The sequence below is a fragment of the Helicobacter pylori SA37A genome, assembly GCF_000476015.1.
Taxonomy (GTDB): domain Bacteria; phylum Campylobacterota; class Campylobacteria; order Campylobacterales; family Helicobacteraceae; genus Helicobacter; species Helicobacter pylori_DB.
Window position 1 is genome coordinate 1 of record NZ_CBOO010000042.1, and the last position, 653, is coordinate 653.

Below are 653 nucleotides of genomic sequence, written 5' to 3' on the forward strand. Positions count from 1 at the left end.
GGTAAAGACATTCAATTAAGAATTGTGGCTAAAAGGCGTAAGGAATTTATCAATCAAAGTCCAAATATTGACAATATTTATGCCAAAGCTATTATCACACAATTTGAAAGCAAGGAAATCTATAAAACAGAGTATTTTTTAGTGTTTGAAACTATCACTTCTAATGTCAAGTCTTTCTTTGAAAAAAAGAAATTGGAAATGACTACTTCAATTAATGAAGAGTTAGAAGAAAGCTCTAAAGAAGATAAACAAGAGAATGAAAATAGCTCCAATGAAACTCATTCAAACACAAGCTCTAAAAAAGACAAGAAAAACAAGTTCAAAAAAAAGATAACCTTTAGTGCCACAAGTAAAAGAGCCTTACTCATTCAAACCATAGAAAGAGTAAAAAACGCTCTTAAAGAATTTAAACCTACTTTACTAAATTCTAAAGAAGTATTAAATTTCTACGCAGAATACATCAATGGCAAATACATCGCCTTTAATCCTAAATTAAAGCGATTAAGCGATAGCTATATTGCATCTAATGTGCATTTTAAGAAAGATTACTTTGTCATTGAATTTCAAAATCAAAACACCTTTTGTGCGTGTGTGGGGATTAAGGCTTATGAGAGCGAAGAAATTTCTTCGCTCCCTATATCTACTCTTTTACC

The 653-nt window shown here is 30.5% G+C and carries 1 protein-coding gene; it reads left to right on the top strand.

What is annotated here, in order from left to right:
* Nucleotides 1-653, top strand: a 653-nt coding sequence (locus tag QT76_RS07805; protein ID WP_033617299.1) for a VirB4 family type IV secretion/conjugal transfer ATPase, incomplete at both ends; no start/stop codon positions are given.